14 protein-coding genes are annotated in these 14,519 nt (G+C 68.6%); 4 read left to right on the forward strand and 10 right to left on the reverse strand.

The window, feature by feature from the left end; genetic code table 11:
* Positions 1-130 precede the first annotated feature (130 nt).
* Positions 131-1,486, reverse strand: a complete 1,356-nt coding sequence (locus ABL843_RS16385; RefSeq protein ID WP_418116512.1) for a putative bifunctional diguanylate cyclase/phosphodiesterase — start codon at positions 1,484-1,486, stop codon at positions 131-133.
* A 142-nt stretch (positions 1,487-1,628) separates the two neighbouring features.
* Positions 1,629-2,003, reverse strand: coding sequence for a hypothetical protein (locus tag ABL843_RS16390; protein ID WP_240650503.1), 375 nt, complete (start codon positions 2,001-2,003; stop codon positions 1,629-1,631).
* 171 nt (positions 2,004-2,174) lie between these two features.
* Here ABL843_RS16390 and ABL843_RS16395 point away from each other — a divergent pair, with 171 nt between their 5' ends.
* Genes ABL843_RS16395 through ABL843_RS16405 form a run of 3 tightly spaced genes read left to right on the forward strand, consistent with a single transcriptional unit; the run spans position 2,175 to position 4,930 of the window.
* Positions 2,175-2,852 carry an HAD family hydrolase gene (locus ABL843_RS16395; RefSeq protein WP_418116514.1) on the forward strand — a complete coding sequence of 226 codons (678 nt, stop codon included), beginning with the start codon at positions 2,175-2,177 and terminating at the stop codon, positions 2,850-2,852.
* The gene (gene pgm, locus ABL843_RS16400) at positions 2,849-4,504 is read left to right on the forward strand and encodes a phosphoglucomutase (alpha-D-glucose-1,6-bisphosphate-dependent) (protein ID WP_418116516.1); all 1,656 of its coding nucleotides are present in this window, start codon (positions 2,849-2,851) and stop codon (positions 4,502-4,504) included. Before ABL843_RS16395 ends, pgm begins: the two co-directional genes overlap by 4 nt.
* A gap of 6 nt (positions 4,505-4,510) precedes the next feature.
* Positions 4,511-4,930: a PPC domain-containing DNA-binding protein gene (locus ABL843_RS16405; protein WP_184637675.1), complete on the forward strand. Its 420-nt coding sequence runs from the start codon at positions 4,511-4,513 to the stop codon at positions 4,928-4,930.
* Here ABL843_RS16405 and ABL843_RS16410 read toward each other — a convergent pair.
* From ABL843_RS16410 to ABL843_RS16425, 4 genes are all read right to left on the reverse strand, one after another.
* Positions 4,896-6,257, reverse strand: coding sequence for a homoserine dehydrogenase (locus ABL843_RS16410; protein WP_418116517.1), 1,362 nt, complete (start codon positions 6,255-6,257; stop codon positions 4,896-4,898). The two genes, ABL843_RS16405 and ABL843_RS16410, sit on opposite strands and share 35 nt — an antisense overlap.
* Before the next feature lie 271 nt (positions 6,258-6,528).
* On the reverse strand, positions 6,529-7,584 hold the full coding sequence (locus ABL843_RS16415) for an amino acid ABC transporter permease (RefSeq protein ID WP_418116518.1): 1,056 nt from the start codon (positions 7,582-7,584) through the stop codon (positions 6,529-6,531).
* Positions 7,581-8,570 carry an amino acid ABC transporter permease gene (locus ABL843_RS16420; RefSeq protein WP_369662213.1) on the reverse strand — a complete coding sequence of 330 codons (990 nt, stop codon included), beginning with the start codon at positions 8,568-8,570 and terminating at the stop codon, positions 7,581-7,583. Before ABL843_RS16420 ends, ABL843_RS16415 begins: the two co-directional genes overlap by 4 nt.
* Positions 8,567-9,601: an amino acid ABC transporter substrate-binding protein gene (locus ABL843_RS16425; RefSeq protein ID WP_126020455.1), complete on the reverse strand. Its 1,035-nt coding sequence runs from the start codon at positions 9,599-9,601 to the stop codon at positions 8,567-8,569. The genes ABL843_RS16420 and ABL843_RS16425 overlap by 4 nt, the downstream gene beginning before the upstream one ends.
* Positions 9,602-9,771: 170 nt before the next feature.
* On the opposite strand from ABL843_RS16425, the gene ABL843_RS16430 reads away from it, so the two are divergent.
* Positions 9,772-10,167, forward strand: a complete 396-nt coding sequence (locus ABL843_RS16430; RefSeq protein WP_418116520.1) for a DoxX family protein — start codon at positions 9,772-9,774, stop codon at positions 10,165-10,167.
* An 11-nt stretch (positions 10,168-10,178) separates the two neighbouring features.
* On the opposite strand, the gene def is transcribed toward ABL843_RS16430, so the two are convergent.
* From def to ABL843_RS16450, 4 genes are all read right to left on the reverse strand, one after another.
* On the reverse strand, positions 10,179-10,718 hold the full coding sequence (gene def / locus ABL843_RS16435) for a peptide deformylase (protein WP_126020224.1): 540 nt from the start codon (positions 10,716-10,718) through the stop codon (positions 10,179-10,181).
* 46 nt (positions 10,719-10,764) lie between these two features.
* Complete coding sequence (locus ABL843_RS16440; RefSeq protein ID WP_126020226.1) at positions 10,765-11,169, reverse strand: hypothetical protein; 405 nt, start codon at positions 11,167-11,169, stop codon at positions 10,765-10,767.
* 127 nt (positions 11,170-11,296) lie between these two features.
* Complete coding sequence (gene ligA, locus ABL843_RS16445; RefSeq protein ID WP_418116522.1) at positions 11,297-13,384, reverse strand: NAD-dependent DNA ligase LigA; 2,088 nt, start codon at positions 13,382-13,384, stop codon at positions 11,297-11,299.
* Between the two features lie 24 nt (positions 13,385-13,408).
* Complete coding sequence (locus ABL843_RS16450) at positions 13,409-14,512, reverse strand: cell division protein ZipA C-terminal FtsZ-binding domain-containing protein (protein WP_126020229.1); 1,104 nt, start codon at positions 14,510-14,512, stop codon at positions 13,409-13,411.
* Positions 14,513-14,519: the final 7 nt, after the last annotated feature.

A 14,519-nucleotide genomic window follows, 5' to 3' on the forward strand; every position in this document is an offset into this window, starting at 1 on the left:
GGGAAGGGCCGCCAGGGCGGGCCACTCGGCGTTGCGCTCCTAGCGTGTGCGCATGCACACACGTCGTCGCGCGCCTTGATTGGCCCGCCCTGGCGGCCCTTCGCGACCCCGGAAATAGTGTGAACAGGCCCTAACCGGGGAGGCCCAGGGTGGGCCACCCGTCGCGGCCCCACAGCGGGGCGCGCTCGTATTGGGCCACCCACGGCGCCACGTCCTTGGCCGCCATCGGCTTGCTGATGCCGAAGCCCTGTCCCAGCATGCAGCCCATGGCCAGCAGCGCCTCGCCCTGCTTCACCGTCTCGACGCCCTCGGCCACGGCCGTGAGGCCCAGCGCGTGAAGCAGCGCGATGATGCCCTGCACGATGGCCCGGTCCTGGCTGTTGTCGAGCATGCCGCGCACGAAGGACTGGTCGATCTTCACCGTCGACACCGGCAGCTGGCGCAGGTAGGTCAGCGACGAGTACCCGGTGCCGAAGTCGTCGATGGTGACGCCCACGCCGAGCAGCTTGCAAGCTTCGACGAACAAGGCGACGTTCGCGAACTGGCTGATGGCCGTGGTCTCGAGGATCTCGAGTTCGAGCATGCCCTCGCCCTGCTTCGGAAACTGCGCGAGGTGCCGTGCCAGGCGCTCGACGAAGTCCCAGCGCATCATGTGGCGCGGCGCCACGTTCACGCTCACCGAGATCTGCAGGCCCGCGAGGCGCCACTGGTGCGCCTGCCACAGCGCGGTGGCGATGGCCCAGTCGCCGACCTGCTCGACCAGCGCGTCGTCTTCGATCAGCGGAACGAACTGCGAGGGCGGCATCAGGCCGCGCTCGGGGTGCTGCCAGCGGATCAGCGCCTCGACGCCGACCACCACGCCGCGCAGCATGTCGACCTTGGGCTGGTAGACAAGGAAGAACTCGCCCTGCAGCAGCCCTTCCTGGATGCGCTGGCGCTCGCGCACCACCTGCTCGTCGGCGCGTGCCTGCGGGGCGTCGAAGTAGTGCACCTTGCCGTCGGCCGCGCGCTTGGCGAAGAAGGCCGCGTGCTGCGCCTGGCGCAGCGCCGTCTCGGGGGGCGGGCCGTTGCTGTCGAGCAGCATGGCGCCGATGCTCGCGTCGATGCAGGCCGACTGGCCGCGCCAGTCCCAGGGCTCGGCGAGCGATGCCTGGATGCGCTCCAGCACCTGCGCGCACTGCGAGGTGCCGAGGCCGGCGAACAGGGCCGCGAACTCGTCGCCGCCCACGCGCGCCATCACGCTCTCGCGCGGCAGCTCGGCCTTGATACGGCGGGCCACTTCCTCCAGGGCCGCATTGCCCGCGACCATGCCCAGGCGCGAATTCAGCTCGGCGAAGCGGTCGACATCGATGTAGCAGACCGCGGCCAGCCGCTTGCCGGCCCGGGCCCAGTCCGCCATCAGCGGGCGCAGCACCTCATCCGGCGGGAGGCGGGCCGATCCGTCGTAGTACGACGGCAACGAGACTGTGGGTTGCTGGTTCGACAAAAGACTGGAGCTCCGGAAGTCGCGGGCTATTGTTCTCCCAATTGGGACTGATCCACCCTTTGCAGCGAAGATTTGTTACCGGTACGTGTTTGCACCACAACACCTTCGTATACATCACGGTGGCGTGGTCCGGCGAAGTCCGCTAGCCGCAGTACGCGCCGACCACCCGGCCGGTGGGCTCGACCTGCACGTTGAGCCGCATCATGTCCTGCGCCGGGTCGGCCGGCTCGGTCGCGAGCACGCTGCGCGCCATGCGGGCGCCGGCGCGCTGGCGCATTTCCTCCAGCAGCTGCTGGGTGATGCGCAGCCCCAGTCCGAAGCGCACGGAGGCCGCCTGGCAGGTCTCGGGCGGCGTGACGAAGCTCGGGGGTTCGGGCACTTCCGAAGTCAGGGGCCGGTCGGCGGGGGGCGCCTGGCAGGCGGCCAGGGCGAGGCAGAGGCCCAGGGCAGCCATGCCGGGCAGGTGTCGACCGTTCGCGTGGATGCGCATCTTTCTTGCTCCTTCGTCGTTCTTCATGCTGTGCGGAAGCTTATTCAACTCCGGGGGCGGCCCTGTGGCACAGGTTAAGCCAGCGGGCCTCGATGCATCAACTAAATCACGGGGGCGCGGCCCGGCGTCGCATTCGAGGGGTATGCTGAAAGCAACGCGCGCAGCCCATTGCAGTCAAGGCCCCTCGGGCACGAACCCATGACACAAACCCCTGCCACGGTCTTCCTGATCGACGTCGACAACACCCTGCTCGACAACGACCGCTTCATCGCCGATCTCCATGCCCGCCTCGACGAGGCTTTCGGCGCCGAGGTCGCCAGCCGCTACTGGACGGGCTTCGAGAAGCTGCGCGACGAACTCGGCTACGTCGACTACCTCGGAGCGCTGCAGCTCTTTCGCGCCGGCGCGGGCCGCAGTGGCATGAGCGACCCGCAGCTGCTGCGGATGTCCGGGTTCGTGGTCGACTACCCCTTCGCCGACAGGCTCTACCCCGGCGCGCTCGAAACGCTGAAGCACCTGCGCCGCCACGGCCCCACCGTGATCCTCTCGGACGGCGACGTGGTCCTGCAGCCGCGCAAGGTGCAGCGCTCGGGCCTGTGGGAGGCCACCGAGGGCCGCGTGCTGATCTACGTGCACAAGGAGGAGATGCTCGACGCCGTCGAGCAGCACCACCCCGCGCGGCACTACGTGATGATCGACGACAAGCTGCGCATCCTCTCGGCCATGAAAGCCATCTGGGGACCGCGTCTTACAACCGTCTTCGTGCGGCAAGGGCACTATGCGCTCGACGCCGGGGCCAACGCGGCCCACGCACCCGCCGACATCACCGTCGAGCGCATCTCGGATCTCATCAACTTCGACTTCCCGTCCACATGAGCCAAGCAAGCAACCCTCTCGCGGGCAAGCCCGCCCCAATCGAACTGCTGGTAGACGTGCCGCGACTCGTCTCGGCCTACTACACCGGCCGGCCCGACCCGTCGGTGCCTTCGCAGCGCGTGGCCTTCGGCACTTCGGGGCACCGGGGCTCTTCCTTCGACGATGCCTTCAACGAGTGGCACGTGCTCGCGATCAGCCAGGCCATCTGCGACTACCGCAGGCAGCAAGGCATCGACGGCCCCCTCTTCCTCGGCATCGATACGCATGCGCTCTCCACTCCGGCCTTCGGCACCGCAGTCGAGGTACTGGCGGCCAACGGCGTGGAACTGATGATCTCGAAGGACGACGAGTACACGCCGACGCCGGCCGTGTCGCACGCGATCCTGGTCTACAACCGCGGCCGCACCTCGGGGCTGGCCGACGGCATCGTCATCACGCCCTCGCACAATCCGCCCGAGAGCGGCGGCTTCAAGTACAACCCGCCCAACGGCGGCCCGGCCGGCACCGACATCACCTCGGCCGTGGAGGCCGCGGCCAACAGGATGCTGGCGAACGGCCTGGAAGGCGTGAAGCGCATGCCGCTCGCGCAGGCGCTGCGCGCTTCGACCACGCACCGCCACGACTACCTGAACAGCTACGTCGAAGACCTGGCGCAGGTGCTCGACATGGACGCGATCCGCGACGTGAACATCGACCTGGGCGTCGATCCGCTGGGCGGCGCCGGCGTGCGCTACTGGCCCGCCATCGCCGAGCGCTACAAGCTCAAGCGCCTGAACGTGCTCAGCCGCGAGGTCGACCCGACCTTCCGCTTCATGTCGCTCGACTGGGACGGCCGCATCCGCATGGACCCGTCGTCGCCCGACGCGATGCACAAGCTGATCGAGCTGAAGGACCGCTTCGGCATCGCCTTCGCCTGCGACACCGACCACGACCGCCACGGTGTCGTCGCCGGCAGCACGGGGCTCATGCAGCCCAACAGCTACCTCGCGGTGATGATCGACTACCTCTACACGCACCGCCCGAACTGGCCCGCGCAGGCGGCTATCGGCAAGACGGTGGTGAGCAGCCAGATGATCGACCGCGTCGCCAACCGGCTCGGCCGCAGGCTGCACGAGGTGCCGGTGGGCTTCAAGTGGTTCGTCGACGGGCTGGTCGATGCCTCACTGGCCTTCGGCGGCGAGGAAAGCGCCGGCGCGACCTTCCTGCGCAGGGACGGCTCGGTGTGGACCACCGACAAGGACGGCATGGTGCCAGCCCTGCTGTCGGCCGAGATCGCCGCGCGCACCGGACGCGACCCCGGCGAGCGTTATGCCGAGCTGACGCAGGCGCTGGGCAGGCCGGTGTCGAACCGGGTGGACGCGCCGGCCACGGTCGAGCAGAAGAAGCGGCTGTCGAGCCTGTCGCCGCAGCAGATTCGCTCCACCGAGCTGGCGGGCGACAGGATCGTCGAGGTGCTGAGCCATGCGCCGGGCAACGGCGCGGCCATCGGCGGCGTGAAGGTCGTGACCGCCAACGGCTGGTTCGCCGCGCGGCCCTCGGGCACGGAGAACATCTACAAGATCTATGGCGAGAGCTTCAAGGGCGAGGAGCATCTCGCGCGCATCCTCGAGGAGGCGCAGCAGGTCGTGGACGGTGCGCTCTCAGGAAACTGAAGCCGCATGCGGACGCTGGTGCTGCGGCTGAACCCGGGCGACGACCTGCGCGCTTCGCTCGATTCGGCGCTGGGCCGAAGCGGGAGCGATGCGGCCTTCGTCGTCTCGGGCATCGGCAGCCTGAGCGGCGCGAGCATCCGGTTCGCGGGTGCGCCGACGCCGGCCCGCATCGAGGGCGACCTGGAAATCCTCACGCTGGCGGGCAGCCTGTCGCCGGACGGATCGCATCTGCACATCAGCGTGTCGGATGCCGAGGGTCGTGTCTCCGGCGGGCATGCGGCGCCGGGGTGCGTCGTGCGGACCACGGCCGAGATCCTCGTCGCCGTGCTGCCCGACTGGCGATTCGCGCGAACGCTCGATCCGCTCACCGGCTATGCCGAGCTGAGCCCGCTCAGCCTTCCAGCGACTCCACGCGCAGGGTCGTGACCGCGCCCGCCACCTCGGCGCGCGCCTGCAGCGCATGCACAGCCAGGTCGAGCGTGCCCTGCTCCACCGGGCCGGTCAACACCAGCACCTGAGGCCCCGTGCCGGGCCGCTCGGCCGCCAGCGCGACCTGGCGCACCGGCACTTTCTGCTCCGCGAGACTGGCCGCGACGGCCTGGATCTGATTGACCGCACGCACCGGCACGCGCAGGTAGTGCGATGTGTGGACGGCTGCGCGCGGCAGCACGGCCAGCGCGTTGGTCGCATATGCATGCACGCCGAGGTGCGGCACGTGCTGAGCGGCATGGACGCCATCGAGACGCGCCACGTCGACCAGATCGGCGATCACGGCGGAAGCCGTCTGCTCCGAGCCGGCGCCCGCGCCGTAATACATCGTGAGGCCGGCTGCGTCGCTCTTCACCATGACGGCGTTCATCGAGCCATTCACCTGCGCCATCAGGTGCGTGGCCGGCACGAGCACCGGCTGCACGCGCAACTCGACGCCGGCCGCCTGCCGGCGCGCGACGCCGAGCAGCTTGATGCGGTAGCCCAGCTGCTCGGCGCAGGCCACATCCACGCCCTGCAGCGCGGTGATGCCCTCGACCTGCGCGTCGGCAAAGCGAAGCGGCATGCCGAAGGCGTTGGCCGCCAGCAGGGTCAGCTTGTGGGCCGCGTCGATGCCCTCGATGTCGAAGCTGGGGTCGGCCTCGGCATAGCCCAGCGCCTGGGCCTGCGCGAGCGCGGCGGCGAAGTCCAGGCCCTCGTCGCGCATCTTGCTCAGGATGAAGTTGGTGGTGCCGTTGATGATGCCGGCCACCCATTCGATGCGGTTGGCGGCAAGGCCTTCGCGCAGCGCCTTGATGATGGGGATGCTGACGGCCACGGCGCCCTCGTAAGCCACGATCACGCCCTTCTCGCGCGCGGCGGCGAAGATTTCGGCGCCGTGCACGGCCAGCAGCGCCTTGTTGGCCGTGACCACGTGCTTGCCGTGCGCGATGGCGGCCAGCACCCAGTCGCGCGCCGGGCCGGTGCCGCCGGCCACTTCGACCACCACGTCGACGTCGGGATGCGTTGCGACCTGCATCGCGTCGGACGTCAGCGCCACGCTGTCTCCCACGATGCCGGCCGCTCGCTCCAGGTTGCGCGCGGCGACCATCACCAGCTCGATGGACCGGCCCGCCCGCGCGGCGATGTCGGCCCGGTTGCGCGCCAGCACGCGGAAGGTGCCCGAGCCCACGGTGCCGATGCCGATCATCCCCACGCGCAGGGTACGAATGGCCGCATGGCGGTGGTGCAAGGGCTCTAGGGATTCAACGGGATCGCGGTACATGGACAACTCCTGACGAAAAAACAAAACCCAGCTGCCAGAGCTGGGTTCATTCGTTCGGGGAGAGAGCGATACACCAGGTGGCTGCCGGAACGGCCACCTGCGCGTGCTCAGGTGGCCGCGGTGGTAATGGTGGTAATCATTCGGGCAACGACCATCGCCTGCGCGGAGGCAGGCAGCATCATGCGGCCCATGGGGGCTGCGAAGGATGCGAAGGGGAAGCGTTGGCTCGACATGAAGCCACGGAGTGTACAGGAGCCGGCGGCGCCACCGGTCAGGGCGCGGCCGACAGCCGCTTTTCGAGCCACACGCTGTAGCGCGAGAGCCCGAAACACAGCAACCAGTAGACCGCCGCGATGAAGAGATAGCCCTCGAGGTAGAACGGCCGCCAGGTCGGGTCGCCGCCCAGCGCCAGCCCCAGCGCACCCGTGAGCTCGAAGAGCCCGACCACGGTGACCAGCGAAGTGTCCTTCAGCGTGCCGACCACGTTGTTGGTCAGCGCGGGCACGACGAGCCGCAGCGCCTGCGGCAGCACGATGTCGCGCTGCACCGGCCAGCGGCCGAAGCCCAGCGCCATCGCCACTTCGGTCTGCCCGCGCGGCACGGCCTGCAGGCCGCCGCGGATGATCTCCGCAAGGTACGCGGCCACGAAGAGCGCCAGGCCCGCGAGCACACGCACCAGCACATCGGGCTGCCACCCGGCCGGCCACAGCAGCGGCAGCAGGAAGGAGGCCATGAACAGCACCGAGATCAGCGGCACGCCGCGCACCAGCTCGATGTAGCTCGCGCTCAGCGTGCGCACCACGGGCCATCCGGAGCGCCGCCCCAGCGCCAGCAGCAGCGCGAGTGGAAAGGCCAGCGCCAGCCCCACCACCGCGAGCCCGATGGTCAGCGGCAGGCCGCCCCAGCGTCCGGTGGGCACATGGCTCAGGCCCAGTACGCCGCCGCGCATCAGCAGCACGAAGAGCAGCAGCGCGACGACCCACAGCGGCACCAGCCACCAGCGCCAGCTGCGCGGCCAGGCGCTGAGCATCGTCACGGCCGACAGCACGATCACCGCGACGGCGGGACGCCACTGTTCCTCGTACGGAAAACGCCCGAACAGCATCGGCCGCCACTTCTCGGCCACCACGCCCCAGCAGGCGCCATGCTGCACCGCGCGGCAGGCCTCGGCATCGGGAAGGAACACCGCGTGCACGATGCCCCATTCGACGATGTGGAAGCCGATCCAGGCGAAGAGCGCCACCAGCAGCAGCGTCGCAACCGCGCGCAGCGGCGAACCCCAGAGTTCGCTGCGCCATGCGATGGGCTCCCGCGCGGCATTCCTCATCGCCAGCCCCGCAATGCGACGCGCGCGTTGTAGCGATTCATGCCGAAGGAGATCACCAGCGACAGCATCAGGTAGACCGCCATGATGATCGCGATGCACTCGAAGGCCCGGCCGTTCGTGCCGATGGTGGTGTTGGCCACCGATACCAGTTCCGGATAGCCCACTGCCACCGCCAGCGACGAGTTCTTGGTGAGGCTCAGGATCTGGTTGGTGAGCGAAGGCACGATCACCCGCAGGGCCTGCGGCAGCACGACGATGCGCAGCTGCTGCACCGGCGACAGCCCCAGCGCCTGCCCCGCCAGCACCTGCCCCTGGGGCACCGACAGGATGCCCGCGCGCACGATCTCGGCCACGAAGGCGGCCGAATAGAGGCTCAGGCCGGCCACGATGGTCACGTATTCCGGGCTCAGCGCCGCGCCACCGCTCACGCCGAAATCACCGCGCTCTGGAAGCTCGAAATGCAGGCCGCCCTCGCCCATCATCGGCCACGGCACGCTGAGGCCGCCCTTGCTCAGCCATACGCCCGGGAGCAGCCGTACCGGCTCCGTCGGATCGGGCAGCAGGTTTGCCATCGCGAAAGCCAGCATCAGCAGTTGCACCAAGAGCGGCACGTTTCGCACCAGCTCGACATACGCGGTACAGATGCCGCGCAGCAGCACATGCGGGGCCAGCCGGCCGATGCCGATCAGCGTGCCCAGCACCACCGAGAAGATGGCCGCCGGCACCGCCGCGCGCACCGTGTTGATCAGCCCCGCGAGGAAGGCGCGCCAGAACGGCTGGCTGGCATCGAAGTCGAGCCAGCCTTCGCTGATGGAAAAGCCCGTGGGCTCGGTCAGGAAGTCGAAGCCCGAGCGCACACCGCGGGCACGCAGCACTTCGAGCGCGTGGTGCACCACCCAGACGGCGCCGGCCACCACGGCCAGCACCAGCAGGGCCTGGACGGCCCAGGCCAGCCAGACCCCGCGGCGCGAGGCCCGGTCGTTCATCGAACGGGAGGTGCGTAGATCAGGCCGCCCTTGCTCCACAGGTTGTTGGAGCCGCGCGGCAGCTTCAGCACCGACTTGGGCCCGACGTTGCGCTCGAAGATCTCGCCGTAGTTGCCCACGGCCTTGATGGCGCGGAAGGACCAGTCCTTGTCCAGGCCCAGCAGCTTGCCGAGGTCTTCACCGCTGCCCAGCAGGCGCTGCTGTGCCGGGTCCTTGCTGCTGGCCTTGAGCTCGTCGGCGTTGGCCTGGGTGATGCCGAACTCCTCCGCCTCGATGAGCGCGTTCGGCACCCACTTGGCGATGGCGAACCACTCGTCGTCGCCGCGGCGCACCAGCGGCGCCAGCGGCTCCTTGGAGATCAGCTCGGGCAGGATGACGTAGTCGTCGGGGTTGGTCGCTTCCTTGTTGCGCAGGCCGGCCAGCGCCGAGGCGTCCGTCGTGAAGGCCTGGCAGCGGCCCGAGAAGAAGGCCTTGAACGAGGCCTCGAAGCTCTCGAACACCACGGTCTTGACCGGAATGCCCTGCGCGCGGAAGTAGTCCGACACGTTCTTCTCGTTGGTGGTGCCCGACTGGGTGCAGATGGTGGCGTTCTTCAGCTGCCTGGCGCTCGTCACCTTGAGCTTCTTGGGCACCAGGAAGCCCTGGCCGTCGTAGTAGGTGATGGTGGTGAAGTTGAAGCCCAGCGAGGCGTCGCGCGTGAGCGTCCAGGTGGTGTTGCGAGCGAGGATGTCGATCTCGCCGGCCTGCAGGGCCGAGAAGCGCTGCTGAGAGTTGAGCGGCACGAAGTCGACCTTCTTGCCGTCGCCGAGCACGGCCGCCGCGATGGCGCGGCAGGTGTCGACATCCAGCCCCGACCAGTTGCCCTGCGTGTCGGGCGCCGAGAAGCCGGCCACGCCGTTGGTCACGCCGCACTTGACGGTGCCGCGCTGCTTGACCGCGTCGAGCGTCTTGCCGGCAAAGGCCGGAGCAGCGAAGGCCATGGCGGCGATGCAGGCGCCTGCGAGCAGTGCCGGGCGGAATCGTTTGTTCATCATTGGTGTTCTCCTCAACAACGGTAAGCAAAAGGCAGTGTACGGGCCGACGCCGGACTCTGCCAAAGAACTCCGGGTTGGATGCATATGCGCCGCACAAGGCTGGATAGACAGGCCCAGGGTTCACTACCATACGGCCCTTCAACAACCACTCAATGGGAATCCACACAATGGTCAAATCCGACGACACCGGCAAGTTCATCCTGCGCGTTTCGCTTGGCGTGCTGATCCTGCTGCATGGCATCGCCAAGCTCCAAGGCGGCGTCGGCTTCATCTCCGGCATGCTGGCCCAGCACGGGCTGCCGGGCGCATTGGCCTACCTGGTCTACGTCGGGGAAGTGGTGGCGCCGGTGCTGCTGATCGTCGGCCTCTACACGCGGCCTGCGGCCTGGATCGTGGCCATCAACATGGTGGTGGCGATCGTGCTGGTCCATACGAAGGAACTGGGCGCACTCGGCAAGCAAGGCGGCTGGGCGCTCGAACTGCAGGGCATGTTCCTGGCCGCGGCCCTCGGCCTCGCTTTCATGGGTGGCGGCCGCTTCGCACTGAGCAGCAAGTACAACTGAGCCGACCCGGCTCAATCGTCGTCGGCAGCATCGAGGCCCGGGAACAGCACCTCGGTGTAGCCGAAGCGCGAGAAATCGCGCACCCGCATCGGGTAGAGCTTGCCCAGGAGATGGTCGACTTCATGCTGCACCACGCGCGCATGAAAACCGGTGGCGACCCGCTCGATCGGATCGCCATACGGGTCGAACCCGGAGTAGCGGATGTTGGCGAAGCGCGGCACCACGCCGCGCAGGCCCGGCACCGACAGGCACCCTTCCCAGCCTTCCTCTTCCTCGCCGTTCAGCGGCGTGATGATGGGGTTCAGCAGCACGGTGCGCGGCACCGGTGGCGCATCGGGATAGCGCGGATTCACGACGTCGGTGCCGAAGATCACTAGCTGCTGGTCGACGCCGATCTGCGGCGCGGCAAGGCCGGCGCCATTGACAGCATGCATGGTCTCGAACATGTCGCGCACCAGCATGTGCAGTTCGTCGGTATCGAAGGCGGCGACCGGCTGCGCGATGCGCAACAGCCGGGGGTCGCCCATTTTCAGGATTTCGCGGATGGCCATGGCGGGATTATCGCGATGGCTCCGGTTCTCCACTCCCGACGGGGAATCAGGGAGGGGTCTGAGTCTTGGAGTCGGGAGAAGTCCACAGTCGCGCATTGCCGCGCGGTGGTGTGGGGATCGAACCCGGACCGCCACCAGCGATCGGCGGCCGGGGCGGCACCACCACCGGCGGAGCTACCGGCCGGCCACCGCCACCCCAGACCGGCGGGCGTGCCGGATAGCCCGGACGATCGTAGTAAGGCCTGTCGTAGTAGCGCGGACGCCGCTCGTAGTAGGCCCCGCCGTTGATGTAGACCGGTGCCGGCACCACCACAGGCGCGGGCTCGCTGTAGTAAGGCCCCGACGAATAGCCCCCGCCGTAGTAGGGATCGGCGGGCACGCCCACGCAGCCCGACAGCAGCACGACGCCACCGGCTGCAGCAAGGGCACCGAGAACTCGAATTTTTTTCATGAGGGACTCTCCTTGTGGCCTTCAATTAGCTTTCAACGCCAGGTTGTAGACCCTGTTGACTGCGCTCCGATGAAGTCGCGTAACGGCCGGTAAAGAGGACTGGCCGCCTTTGCCGACTGCGCCCCGTTCAGGCCGCCGGAACGCCGTTGGCGAGGATCTCCAGCATACGCGCCTCGTCGATGATCTCCACGCCGGCTTCGCGCGCCTTCTCGAGCTTGCTCCCGGCCTCTTCGCCGGCCACCAGGTAGTGGGTCTTCTTGCTGACCGAGCCGGACACCTTGGCGCCGGCCGCCTCCAATTTATCCTTCGCTTCGTCGCGGCTCAGCGTAGGAAGGGTGCCGGTGATGACGAAGGTCAGTCCCGCCAGCGGCTTCGGCGCCCTGGCGGCCGGCTCGCCCTCTTCCCAGGTCAGTCCGCAGGCGCGCAGTTGCTCGACCACCTCGCGGTTGTGCGGCTGGTCGAAGAAGGTGCGCAGGCTCTGCGCGACCACCGGGCCGACGTCGTTCACCTCGAGCAGCTGTTCTTCGGTCGCGTCCATGATCGAATCCAGCTTGCCGAAATGCTTGGCCAGGTCCTTCGCGGTGGATTCGCCCACGTGCCGGATGCCCAGCCCGAACAGGAAGCGCGGCAGCGTGGTCTTCTTCGAGGCTTCGAGGGCATCGACGAGGTTCTTTGCCGACTTCTCCGCCATTCGATCCAGTCCCGCCAGCGTGGTGAAGCCCAGCTTGTAGAGGTCGGGCAAGGTGCGGATCAGGTTCGAATCCACGAGCTGTTCGACCAGCTTGTCGCCCAGCCCGTCGACGTCCACGGCGCGGCGCGCCGCAAAGTGCAGGATGGCCTCCTTGCGCTGCGCCGCGCAGAACAGGCCGCCGGTGCAGCGGTAATCGACTTCCCCCTCCTCGCGCACGGCTTCCGAGCCGCACACGGGGCACTTGTGCGGCATCGTGAAGACGGCGCCGCGCTGCTCTTGCGGCTTGGCCAGGCTGTCCGGTGCCACGCCGACCACCTCGGGAATCACGTCCCCCGCGCGGCGCACGATCACCGTGTCGCCCACGCGCACGTCCTTGCGGCGGGCCTCGTCCTCGTTGTGCAGCGTCGCGTTGGTCACGGTCACGCCGCCGACGAACACCGGCGCCAGCTTGGCCACCGGCGTGAGCTTGCCGGTGCGCCCGACCTGGATCTCGATGCCGACCACCTCGGTCAGCTGCTCCTGCGCCGGGTACTTGTGGGCCACGGCCCAGCGCGGCTCGCGAGAGACGAAGCCCAGCTGCCGCTGCAGCTCGATGCTGTCCACCTTGTAGACCACGCCGTCGATGTCATAGGGCAAGGCGTCGCGCTGGCGTCCGATGTTCTCGTGAAACGCTATGAGTTCGATAGCACCGGTAGCCCGAGCAGTCTGCGTAGCCACGGGGAAGCCCCATTCATGGAACTGCTGCAGCCAGTCGAATTGCGTCGGCCAGTCGGGCCCGCCCTCGGCCACCGGCGTGACCTCGCCCAACCCGTACGCAAAGAAGCTCAGGGGCCGCGCCGCCGCGATCGCCGGATCGAGCTGGCGCACCGCACCGGCCGCCGCATTGCGCGGATTGACGAACACCTTTTCGTTCTTCTGCCCCTCGGCGATCTTCTGGCGTTGGCGTTCGTTGAGCGCGTCGAAATCCGCGCGCTTCATGTAGACCTCGCCGCGCACCTCGACCACCGGCGGCGCCTTGCCGTTGAGGCGCAAGGGAATCTCGCGCACCGTGCGGATGTTCTGCGTGACCTCCTCGCCCACCTCACCGTCGCCGCGCGTCGCGGCCTGCACCAGCACGCCGTTCTCGTAGCGCAGGTTCATGGCCAGCCCGTCGAACTTCAACTCGCAGACGTAGCTCACCTGCGGGCCGTCCTCGGCCAGGCCAAGCTCGCGGCGCACGCGCGCATCGAAGGCGCTGGCGCCGCCGGGCGTGATGTCGGTTTCGGTGCGGATCGACAGCATCGGCACCTTGTGGCGCACCTTCACGAAGCCGTCGAGCACCTTGCCGCCCACGCGCTGGGTCGGCGAATCGGGCGTGCGCAGATCGGGAAACTCGGCTTCGATGGCCTGCAGGCGCTGGAAGAGCTTGTCGTACTCCGCGTCCGGCAGCTCGGGCGCGTCGAGCACGTAGTAGAGATGGGCGTGCCTGTGGAGCTGTTCGCTCAGTGCGGCGGCTTCGCGTGCCGCTTCGTCGCGCGTCGTCATGGTGTCTCCCGGGGAGGAATCGGATTAGCTGAAGAGCCGCCGCGCCAGCGGAGAGCCCGCCGCAAGGTCGCGCCCGTCGAGCGTGTCGTAGAGCTGTTCGAGGTCGGCGCCGATCACGTCCATGGTCTCGTCGCGCAGCAGCTGGCCGTCGCTGTCGGTGACCACGCCGTCCATCTCGCGCGCCAGCGTGGCGGCGGCTTCGCGCATGCGGCGGAAGGGTTCCTCGGCACGGTCGACCTGCGGCACGTCCAGGCTCAGGCTGAGTTCGCGGATGGCCGACTGGGCCGGATCGTCGGCCAGCGCGGCCTGGGTGTCGAAGGCCAGCCCGAGGATCGGCGGCAGGCCCGCCTCGCTGGTCGGCAGCACCATGCGGCCGGGGATGATGCCGGCCACGAAACCGAGGCGCGCAGCGTTCTGCTGCACATAGCCCGGGCTCCAGGCCGCATGCAGCGCGCGCAGCACGAAGCCCAGCTGCGCATCGTGCGCGCTGGCGAACTGGTCGAGCTCGCGGGCGCGCGCCACCTCGTCGAGCATCTCGGGAAACTCGGGCGCGCCGTTGACGGCATCGGCAAAGGCCTGGGCCTTGACCACGAACTCGGAGTACTCGATCTCGTTGAGCGCCCCGGTGCGGTTGGCCAGCTGCACGCCGACCTGGAAGGCGCTGTAGCGCTGACCGGGCACGGGCGGCTCCCACTGGCCGGTGTGTTCGTTCAGGCCCTCGATGGCCACCGGCTTGCTGCCCGCGCGGCGCGTGGGCGGCATGGCGGCGATGGCGGCGTCGCCCGAGGCCAGGCCATCGAGCGAGATCGGCGCGATCACGTCGATCAGCGGATCGAGCCCGCCGCGGCGCTCGGCCGCGGGCGCGGGCACGCCGCTGGGCGCCGGAAGATCGGGGTCGAACAGCGGCTCATGCCGGTCGGAGCCCTGCACCTTGTTCGGATCGGCGTGCAGCACCGGCTCCACGCCGTCATCGCCAGCGGCCAGCGCGCGCTCGGCCTCGTCGAGCGCGACATCGACTGCATCGGGTTGGCGGGGCGCGTTGCGGCGCGACATCATGGCCTCGTAGCCGACAACGGCCGCGAGAACGAGGCCACCGAAGATTGCCAGGGCGAGTGTGAGATTGCTCATGGATCGT

This window comes from Variovorax sp. 350MFTsu5.1 (assembly GCF_048302515.1).
Taxonomy (GTDB): domain Bacteria; phylum Pseudomonadota; class Gammaproteobacteria; order Burkholderiales; family Burkholderiaceae_C; genus Variovorax; species Variovorax guangxiensis.

What these genes read in the sequence shown, in the direction of transcription:
- ABL843_RS16415 (WP_418116518.1), bottom strand. Translation starts at nt 7,584, where the DNA reads ATGAGGAATGCCGCGCGGGAGCCCATCGCATGGCGCAGCGAACTCTGG.
- ligA (WP_418116522.1), bottom strand. Translation starts at nt 13,384, where the DNA reads ATGACGACGCGCGACGAAGCGGCACGCGAAGCCGCCGCACTGAGCGAA.
- def (WP_126020224.1), bottom strand. Translation starts at nt 10,718, where the DNA reads ATGGCCATCCGCGAAATCCTGAAAATGGGCGACCCCCGGCTGTTGCGC.
- ABL843_RS16405 (WP_184637675.1), top strand. Translation starts at nt 4,511, where the DNA reads ATGCGGACGCTGGTGCTGCGGCTGAACCCGGGCGACGACCTGCGCGCT.
- ABL843_RS16410 (WP_418116517.1), bottom strand. Translation starts at nt 6,257, where the DNA reads ATGTACCGCGATCCCGTTGAATCCCTAGAGCCCTTGCACCACCGCCAT.
- ABL843_RS16425 (WP_126020455.1), bottom strand. Translation starts at nt 9,601, where the DNA reads ATGAACAAACGATTCCGCCCGGCACTGCTCGCAGGCGCCTGCATCGCC.
- ABL843_RS16440 (WP_126020226.1), bottom strand. Translation starts at nt 11,169, where the DNA reads ATGAAAAAAATTCGAGTTCTCGGTGCCCTTGCTGCAGCCGGTGGCGTC.
- ABL843_RS16395 (WP_418116514.1), top strand. Translation starts at nt 2,175, where the DNA reads ATGACACAAACCCCTGCCACGGTCTTCCTGATCGACGTCGACAACACC.
- ABL843_RS16450 (WP_126020229.1), bottom strand. Translation starts at nt 14,512, where the DNA reads ATGAGCAATCTCACACTCGCCCTGGCAATCTTCGGTGGCCTCGTTCTC.
- ABL843_RS16430 (WP_418116520.1), top strand. Translation starts at nt 9,772, where the DNA reads ATGGTCAAATCCGACGACACCGGCAAGTTCATCCTGCGCGTTTCGCTT.
- ABL843_RS16420 (WP_369662213.1), bottom strand. Translation starts at nt 8,570, where the DNA reads ATGAACGACCGGGCCTCGCGCCGCGGGGTCTGGCTGGCCTGGGCCGTC.
- ABL843_RS16390 (WP_240650503.1), bottom strand. Translation starts at nt 2,003, where the DNA reads ATGAAGAACGACGAAGGAGCAAGAAAGATGCGCATCCACGCGAACGGT.
- pgm (WP_418116516.1), top strand. Translation starts at nt 2,849, where the DNA reads ATGAGCCAAGCAAGCAACCCTCTCGCGGGCAAGCCCGCCCCAATCGAA.